Origin of the sequence: Paenibacillus sp. FSL M7-0802 (genome assembly GCF_038004945.1) — a bacterium.
In the GTDB taxonomy this organism is placed as follows: Bacteria; Bacillota; Bacilli; order Paenibacillales; family Paenibacillaceae; genus Paenibacillus; species Paenibacillus polymyxa_B.
This window is the reverse complement of record NZ_JBBOSD010000001.1, coordinates 1,416,518-1,425,500: the sequence shown is the minus strand read 5'-3', so window position 1 is coordinate 1,425,500 and position 8,983 is coordinate 1,416,518. Positions and strand designations below refer to the sequence as shown.

Below are 8,983 nucleotides of genomic sequence, written 5' to 3'. Positions count from 1 at the left end.
AAAGGAGGCAATTACAAATGGAATTAAGATCATCTATTGAATTTTATGACAATCGGTTTTTAATGTTCGTTCTGGATCAAATGGCTTATGAATTTGAGAAAAACGGCTCCAAAGAGGTCATTCGAATGACCTTGGGAAAATCCGAGCTACCTTTGCATGAGGATATCATTCAGTCGATGAAGGATGCGTTGGACACCTTTGAAAAAAGCTCGCTTGTATTTCCGCCGGGCTTGCCGGAATTAAAGGAAGCGCTCGCGGAGGAATACAAGAAAACATATGATCTGGACATTAACCCTAACAATATCCTGATTAATGTAGGCACCAGCGCCTTATTCCGAAATCTGTTTTATTTGCTGGCAAAAGAGGGGGATGAGGTTCTTTTACCGCGTCCGTACTATTCTCTGTATCATTTTTGCGCCCAATTGGTAGGGGCGAATGTTCGCTACTATGATATCAATTTGGAGACGTTGGCACTGGATCTGGATTCCTTTAAGGAAAATTTCACGGATAAAACCAGAATTGTAGTCATTAATTCGCCTGGTAATCCGCTAGGCAACATCTTAACGAAAGACGAGCTGTATGCCATTGATGAAATTATCAACGGTCAGGCAGTGGTCATTAATGATGAGATTTATGCCAATGTTTGCTTTGATGAACGAAGCACTTCGGTACTGGAGCTGAAGGATACCAAATCAGCCTTTATTACAACGAATGCTTTCTCCAAAGGGTACCGGATGTACAGTCGGCGCGTGGGCTACTGTATCGTTCCTGACGAGCTAGTCACACCGCTCACGGTCATACAGCATCACACATTGCTGACAGCCGACCCTGTCGTGCAATTTGGCGCATTGGAAGCATTGGCACATCCCGAAGAGATTGAGCAGCTGGTCAGCCTGTATAAAGCAAGACGGGATTATACGGTGGAGCGATTCAATGAGGTTCCGCTCGTACGTGCTATCCCTGCACAAGGTAGCTTTTACTTCACACTCGATTGTGAAAAGTACATGGACGAGCACGGCATCGAAACGAGTTTGGAGCTGGCTGAACAAATTATGAGAGCCAAACAAGTGGCGACTGTGCCAGGTTCTGATTTTGGATTGCCGAAAATGCTGCGCCTGTCCTACTCTACAACGCGATACAACGAAGGCATAGATCGCTTAGTGGACTTTTTCACAAACAGCTTGGTAGGTCAATCGGCTGTATCTGCTGCAATTCCGGTTCGGGAGTAGACCCTATGGATCTGGATTTTGATGCATTTGAAATTCTATCGGCAGAAGAGGAACGCGTCATTGCGGAGATGAATCAGACTGCAAAGCTTTATGAGGATCATGTTACGATTCCTGATTTGTTTGCCCGTCAGGTCGCAATCACACCACAGCAAACCGCTATTTATGAATACGGCTCCTCCATTACGTATGCCCAATTGGAGGAACAAGCGAACCGAATGGCCCGCCTGCTGCACGCAGCAGGTGTGCGGCCTAACCAGCGGGTAGCAGTGGTAGCGGAACGGGGAATTGAGCTTTTAGTGGCTGTTTTCGGCGTATTAAAAGCAGGTGCAGCTTACGTGCCTATTGACCCGGACTACCCGAAAAAGCGGATTCAATATATGCTGCGCGACAGTGCTTGCGGTGTGCTGATCACCGAGTCTGCCAAGCTGCAAACGATGCTGGGAGATTTGCCGGAAAGCATGACGACGGTTGTTTGTCTTGACGAAACGAAGATGCGAGCAGATCATCTGAAGGTGTATCAGCGGTCGGATTGGGAGCGCCAGGAGCAGGGCTCATGGGCCTGTCCTGCCGGTGAAAATGATCTTGCGTATTTGATTTACACCTCAGGCTCTACGGGAGATCCCAAAGGAGTCATGATGACGCATAAAGCTGTGCTGAATACGCTCTTTTGGTTGCAGGACACCTTTTGTTTGACCGCAGAAGATGTGATTGCGCAGAAGACTTCTGCCAGTTTTACCGATTCGGTATGGGAATTCTTCTGGCCTCTGATATACGGAGCCAAGCTGTCTATATTCAGCTCGGATGCGGTCAAAGATCCTCAACGGCTATATGAACAGCTACGGGATGACAAGATTACCATTACCCAGTTCGTTCCGGCCCAGATGAGTCTCTTTCTGGATGCGGTTCCGACCGAAGAGACGGATCAACCGCTACCGGAACTTAAATGGGTATTCAATGGAGGCGAAGCCTTGCTCGTCAATGGGGTGCGGGACTGGTACAGCACATTCCAGCAAGCCAAGATTGCCAACATTTACGGTATGACCGAGTCGGCTATTTATGCAACCTGTTACCTGATTGACGCATTTCCGGCAGAGGGCGAATTGAGCATTCCGTTGGGAAGGCCCCTTGCGAACACGCATGTTTATATTTTGGACAAGGAGGGGCAATTGTGCCCCTTTGAGGTCAAAGGCGAAATATGCATCGGCGGGATTGGTCTGACGGAGGGGTACTGGAATAAGGCAGAAGCAACTGCCAAGGCTTTTACTCAGCATCCCAAAACAGGAGAAAGGCTATATCGTACAGGTGATTTGGGCCTGTTACGGCCGGATGGCATTCTAGAGTATAGCGGCCGCAAGGATGATCAGGTACAGGTGCGGGGGTATCGCGTAGAACTCAAAGAAGTGGAGCGGGCCGTATCCGTTTTTCCAGGGATCAAGGAAACCGCTGTGATTGCCCAAACTGATGAGTTTGGTGTAACCAATCTCTTATGTTATTTTACTTCGCTGGAAAAAGGGCTCGAAGTGGATGATCTGACAACACACTTGCGTGAAATATTACCTGAGTATATGATTCCGGGATTTTTCATGGAACTGCTGGAGATGCCGTTAACTCCGAACGGGAAGATTGATCGCAAAAATCTGCCACAGCCGGAGGGCCGAGTTCACCGTTCAACCGCATATGTGGCGCCTCGCAATGAAAGAGAGCATATGCTGACGAAAATCTGGGCCGGAATTTTAAATATAAGCCCGGAGGACGTCGGCATCCATGACAGCTTTTTTGAAATCGGCGGCAATTCCATCTCGATTGTTCGGCTTCATCGAAAGATGAAGCACGCACTGGGCAGTGAGGCAACAGTAGCCGAGCTGTTTTCCTATCCTACGATTGCAGCGTATATGAATCACTTTGAAAATCAGTCCAAGGATGACGAACAGCTGGATCAGGATCTTATGAGCCTGCTGGATCAAATTGAAGATGGCTCACTGGATGTAAGCGAGTCTATACGGGCGCTGGACCATCTGAAGGAGGGATAACATATGAAACGGGTTCAGAAGTATTTGCTAGGTCAGGTTGCTGCAAAACATCTCTCCAAGATAGAAGCTCTGCCGATGCTAAAAGAGCTATTCGAAAATGAGTCCAAAACGGTGAAGGTTGATGATATTGCCGTTGTTGGGATGGCCTGTCGTTTTCCGGGCGCAAATGGAACAGATGAGTTTTGGGATAATCTCGTGAACGGCATGGATGCCGTGAGGGACTTCCCGGAAAGCCGCAAGGCTGATGTGGACCGGCCTATTCGGGACTATTTTAAAGGTAAACGATATGCGCCGGAGATCAAGTATCGCAGAGGAGCCTATTTGGACCATATTGATCGTTTTGATGCGGAATATTTTAACATTACTCCCGCAGAAGCCCGGTGTATGGACCCTTTGCAGCGCATTTTCCTTGAAGTTACCTGGGAAGCACTGGAGGATGCCGGCTATGCCGAAAAGGAATTGTACGGCTCACGAACCGGGGTATACGTAGGGGATACGGATGCCGATTACTTGCAACTGATTCAGAACATGGAGCCGTATGCCTTACCCGGCAATACCATTTCAGTCGTAGCCAGTCGGGTGGCCTACTTGCTGAATCTCGCCAGCGGCAGCCATCTGATTGATACCGCCTGCTCGGCATCTTTGGCTGCTGTGCATCATGCGGTCAAAGGACTGATTACTGGCGATTGTGACATGGCTGTAGCCGGCGGGCTGAACCTGACCCTGTTTCCTGTAGATGAAGGGCTGGTCGATATCGGCATTGCTTCTCCCGACTCTGTTGCGCGCACCTTCGATGCCGCAGCGAATGGGACGGTATGGGGCGAGGGATTCGGGGTCATCGTACTGAAGACGCTGGAAAAGGCTAAAAAGGATCGGGACCATATCTACGCTGTCATTAAAGGCAGCTCCATGAATTCGGACGGAAAGTCCAACGGCATTACCGCGCCAAGTGCCTTGGCTCAGACGGAGCTAATGAAGGAAGCTTGGCGTAATGCGGGTATCTCTCCGGAAACGGTAACCTACATTGAGGCTCACGGTACAGGAACTCGTCTAGGTGACCCAATTGAGATTGAAGGCATTACCAACGCCTTCCGCAGCTACACGGACAAGCGGCATTTTTGTGCCTTGGGCGCGGTGAAAACGAACATAGGTCATCTGGACACCGCAGCCGGTATTGCAGGTCTAATCAAAACAGTGCTGTTATTGCAAAAGAAGGAGATTCCGGCAACCCTCCATTTTAACGAGCCGAATCCGCACATTAATTTCATTGAATCGCCTGTGTATGTGAATACAGAGTTGGTTCCATGGGAGACGGAGGCAGGAGTGCCACGGCGGGCAGGAGTAAGTGCTTTTGGTCTAGCAGGAACTAACTGTCATGTCATATTGGAGGAATATGAGCAGGACGAGCAGAGCCAGTCCGCCAGTGGAGAAAACGTACCGTATGTATTTACGTTGTCTTCCAAGAGTAAAGCTTCCTTTGATGCTTTGGTTGACCGTTATCGTACGTTTTTGGATCGCACGGCTCATGCGCTGCCAGATATTTGTTTTACAAGCAATCAGGGACGGGGGCACTATGCTTATCGGCTTGCGATTGTAGCTACAAGTCTTGAAGAGTTAAGGGAAGGGCTGGAGCGATTTGCAAATGCAGATGAAGCTGCACGTCCAGCTTTAGCGGGAGAGGGGATATATTATACCCGCCTAACGACCCGTGAGGAGAAAAGCTTCAAGGTACAGCCTGACACCAGCCTAGATCGGGTTGTGGATGAATATATGCAAGGTAGCGAGATCAATTGGACAGCTCTGCATGATTTGGATCAAAGACATCGTGTTCCTTTACCTGTATATCCATTTGCAGGCAAGCGACATTGGGTGGATTATATCCCGGAGCATGCGATGGAGCGTGTAGCAGATTCCCCAGCCTTGAGATCGGTACCGGAGAAGCAGGTTGACCAGTGGTTCTATGAACTGAATTGGGTAGCCAGTCCGTTGACGGCTTCTGCCTCCCAAGAACGGTCGGTTACCAGCAAGTCATGGCTTATTCTGGCGGATGAAGAAGGCGTAGCTGCTTCACTAAGCGAGTTTATGAAGGATCAAGGACTCACACCTATTATCGTAGAGGCTGCATCTGATTATGCTGCCATAGATCCGAGCCATTATCAGATTCGTCCCGGCTATGCGGAGGATTATAACAGGCTGCTTGCAGCCGTGACCGAGGTTGAGACGCGAGGGGGAGCAGAGCTTTCCGGTATCGTCCACTTGTGGACCTGCACCGAAATTCGCAGTCGCATGCGACAACTCGATGATTTGAATGAAAGTCAGGAGCAAGGGGCTTTAAGTCTTTTTTATTTGATGAAGGCTGTTCAGGCAAGCTCGATTCATCGCCTGTTGGAAATCAAAGTCGTCTCGAACTACGCACAGCTGGTCGTAGCGGAGGATACATATGTGTTCCCGGAAAAAGCGCCTCTGTGGGGATTGATGAAGGTCATCTCGCAGGAATATAGTCAGCATCGTTGTAGCTGTATGGATGTAGAAACGATCGGACGTGACAATTCCGACATTGCTCAGGAAATCATGCTGGAATTGGATCGGGACGAAGCAGATCAAAGTTCAGCATGGCGAAGCGGTCAGCGGTATACGCAGCAGCTGGAACGGATGCAGCTTACAGCTCATCCACATCGGAAGATTACAATCCGTGAGGGTGGCGTCTATCTGATTGCCGGGGGAGCCGGTTCAGTTGGACTGGAAACCTGCCGCTATCTTGCCCGGCAGGCGAAGGTTAAGCTCGTGCTGGTGAACCGTACTGTGCTTCCGGACCGGGAAAGCTGGCAGGAACGAGCTGCGGGGCTGGATACCTCTGAAATTACGAAGAAAATCCGTGGACTGTTGGAGATTGAAAAGCTCGGCTCCGAGGTGAGCTACTATGCGGCAGATATCACGGATCTGGATGCAATGAAGAAGGTCGTGGATGATGTGCATGCACGTTATGGCCCGATTCATGGGGTCATGAATGCCGCGATGCATTTGGAGGAAATTCGTCTGGAGCAGATGGATGCAGCGGGGTTCCAGCGAACCATGGGAGCCAAGGTAATAGGAACATGGGTGTTAAACGAGGTGACTAAGGATCAAACGCTGGACTTCTGGATTCTTTTCTCGTCAGTGGCTTCGCAGCTGGGAGGTGTAGGCTTGGGTAGCTACGCTGCTGCAAATGCATTTCTGGATCAGTATGCCCACTATCAGAGCCGTCGTGGCATGGAGATGATGGCGATCAACTGGTCGCATCTGGAGATGGGGGCTACATCGGACGAGCTGATGGATCAACGGATGTTATCTCAGCCGATTTCGTCGGAGGACTATGGCAAGCTGTTTGATCGGCTTTTGCAATATAAACTGACCCAAACGGTCATTGCCAACATTCGCAGCCAGGAGCTGGCTCAAGTGTTGACGCTGCTCAAGGTTCGCTTTTCCCCAGACTTAACAAAAGAAATTACAGAGCAAGCGCAGGGGCACAACGATCAAGAATCTGAAGCCTACAGTCATCTGCTGGAGTCCTATCAAGAGCTGAAGCAGTTCATTACCTCTAATGAGGCACTGAACGATATGATCCAGCGAAATGTGAAGCTGGGTGCTAAATTTGTCTCCTTCGAGGAAGAGCTGTTTCGTACGCTACAGCCCAAGTCGGAAGCTACGGACACTGGAGTGCACATGAACTCTCACATTCAAGTGACCTTGATCGGCCGTGATGGAGATGCGTATTCGAAAACAGAACGGCAGCTAGGTCAGATTTGGGGCGAGGTACTGGGGCATGAGGAAATTAGCATACACCAGGACTTTTTTGAAAATGGAGATTCGCTGATGCTGATGAGTGTCATTGCTAAAATTAAAGACCAGCTGGCCATAGATGTACCGATTCAGGTCTTTTTTCAGGAGCCAACGGTGGCCGGGCTGGGAAGCTGGATAGATGAATCCAATCGTGTCGATTTCGAGGAATCCGATATCATTCCGGTATTACCACGTCATTTTGCTGAGGCTGAACAATAAAGCGGCTTTGTGTTGGGCTAACAGGTGAGGAGTGAAGGAACATGTTATTCTGCGGACTGAAATTAACGCATGATGGTAGTGTGGCCTTGATTGAGGATAACAAGCTTATTTTCAGCTACGAGGTTGAAAAATTCAATAACAACAAACGCTACAGCGAAATTCCTGATTTGGATTTTGTCGAGGAAGTGCTTAACCTGCATGGCTATACCTCGGCAGATGTGGATCGGTTTGTCATCGACGGCTGGGCCGGATTGAAGGAAAGCAAGGTGGACACGCGTTCCCATGGACAGGAGCTGTCTCTCACGGTTGCACCTTACCGCGAAGTATCGCTATCAGCCGACGCGCTCCAAGCCTATTCGGGCATTGGTCTTGCCATTGGCGGAAGAACCTACGACTATACCAGCTATATGCATTCAACCACACATATCGCCAGCACCTATTGTGCAAGTCCTTATGCGGTGACCAAGGAGCCGTCTTACGCGCTCGTGTACGATGGCGGCATGTATCCGCGTTTTTATTACTTTGATCCAGCGAACGGAAAATTAGAAAATCTGGGTCCTCTCTTCATGTACATTGGCAACATTTATTCACTGTTTTCGCTGCACTTTGAGCCATTTCTGCGCGGAGGGCAAGGACCGCGCGTGGATGATCTTTCGGTAGCGGGCAAGGTTATGGCCTACATTGCCAAGGGACAGGTACGTCCAGAGCTGCTCGAACAGTTTGAGCTGACGTATGCACGGCATTTTTCACCCTCGATGGAGTTTAACTGGACGTTTTCTCAGGAAATCAAGCGATATGTAGATGAGCATCATATTCCGCATGCAGACGCCATGGCGTCTTTCCATCAGTATTTGGAGCAGCTTCTCGTAACCTCGCTGGAGGCGAGTGTGACCAAGCATGGACGGAAAACACGAAACTTTTGCTTTATAGGAGGCTGTTCTCTGAATATCAAATGGAACAGTGCGATTCGGGAAAGCGGATTATTTGACGATGTGTTTGTTTCTCCGTTCACCAACGATACAGGTTCGGCTATTGGTGCTGCCTGTTGTGAAATGATTCATCAGACAGGTCATCCTCATTTGAATTGGTCTGTGTACAGCGGACCCATGGTCATTCAAAATGAGCCAGCAGAAGGCTGGGAATCACGTGCTTGTACGGTAGCACAGCTCGCGGAACTGCTGCATACGACAGATGATCCAGTCGTGGTGCTGCATGATCGGGCGGAACTGGGACCACGTGCATTGGGCAACCGGAGTATACTGGCAGCTGCCGTTCAACCGGATATGAAAGACCGCCTGAATGCCATCAAGCAGCGGGAAGACTATCGTCCGGTCTCACCGATCTGTATGGAGGAGCATGCACCTGCTATTTTTTCACCGGGAACCCGTGATCCGTATATGCTTTTTGATCATATGTTGCGTGATGAATGGGTGGAACGCATTCCTGCGATCCGTCATCTCGATGGAACGGCACGCCTCCAGACGGTGAGTCGGGAGGATAATCCGCTGATCTATGAATTGCTGCATGCGTACGAGAATTTGAGCGGTATTCCAGTGCTGTGCAATACCAGCGCCAATCTGCTCGGCAGCGGCTTTTTCCCGGATGTACGTTCTGCAACCGAATGGAACGGAACCCGGTATGTCTGGTGCAATGAAACGTTATACGAAAAGCAGTAGCATATCCTCG

General features: G+C 49.6%; 4 protein-coding genes. All 4 read left to right on the top strand.

Going from position 1 to position 8,983, the window contains the following annotated elements; genetic code table 11:
- The first annotated feature begins 17 nt into the window (after positions 1-17).
- The 4 genes from MHB54_RS06970 to MHB54_RS06955 are packed head-to-tail and all read left to right on the top strand — an operon-like array spanning position 18 to position 8,973.
- Positions 18-1,229, top strand: coding sequence for a pyridoxal phosphate-dependent aminotransferase (locus MHB54_RS06970; protein ID WP_028543127.1), 1,212 nt, complete (start codon positions 18-20; stop codon positions 1,227-1,229).
- Positions 1,230-1,234: 5 nt separating this feature from the next.
- On the top strand, positions 1,235-3,259 hold the full coding sequence (locus MHB54_RS06965; protein ID WP_028543126.1) for a non-ribosomal peptide synthetase: 2,025 nt from the start codon (positions 1,235-1,237) through the stop codon (positions 3,257-3,259).
- A gap of 3 nt (positions 3,260-3,262) precedes the next feature.
- The gene (locus MHB54_RS06960) at positions 3,263-7,297 is read left to right on the top strand and encodes an SDR family NAD(P)-dependent oxidoreductase (RefSeq protein WP_340981486.1); all 4,035 of its coding nucleotides are present in this window, start codon (positions 3,263-3,265) and stop codon (positions 7,295-7,297) included.
- Between the two features lie 41 nt (positions 7,298-7,338).
- Positions 7,339-8,973 carry a carbamoyltransferase N-terminal domain-containing protein gene (locus tag MHB54_RS06955; RefSeq protein ID WP_023987400.1) on the top strand — a complete coding sequence of 545 codons (1,635 nt, stop codon included), beginning with the start codon at positions 7,339-7,341 and terminating at the stop codon, positions 8,971-8,973.
- The last annotated feature ends 10 nt before the right edge of the window (positions 8,974-8,983 follow it).